Source organism: Burkholderia sp. Bp8998, from assembly GCF_003854235.1.
Classification (GTDB): Bacteria; Pseudomonadota; Gammaproteobacteria; order Burkholderiales; family Burkholderiaceae; genus Burkholderia.
This window is the reverse complement of sequence record NZ_QTQF01000178.1, coordinates 1-362: the sequence shown is the minus strand read 5'-3', so window position 1 is coordinate 362 and position 362 is coordinate 1. Positions and strand designations below refer to the sequence as shown.

General features: G+C 63.5%; 1 protein-coding gene. It reads left to right on the top strand.

All coding sequences use genetic code 11. From position 1 onward, the window contains the following. The coding region (locus tag DIE06_RS38050) for an acyl-CoA dehydrogenase family protein (RefSeq protein ID WP_185733596.1) at positions 1 to 362 on the top strand (362 nt) is incomplete at both ends.

Here is a 362-nt window from a genome sequence, read left to right as displayed (position 1 = left end):
GAGCCTGGCATGGGGCTGACGAACCTCGAATATGCGCCGCTCGCCGAGATCATGGGGCGCGTGAGCTGGGCATCGGAAGTGTTCAACTGCAACGCGCCGGACACCGGCAACATGGAGCTGCTGCACATGTTCGCGACGCCCGAGCAGCGTGAACAGTGGCTGCTACCGCTGCTGCGCGGCGAGATCCGTTCGGCATTCGCGATGACGGAGCCGGACGTCGCGTCGTCGGACGCGACGAACATCACGACGCGCATCGAGCGCGACGGCGGCGACTATGTGATCAATGGCCGCAAGTGGTTCATCACGAACGCCGCGCATCCGAACTGCAAGATCTTCATCGTGATGGGCAAGACCGATCCCGA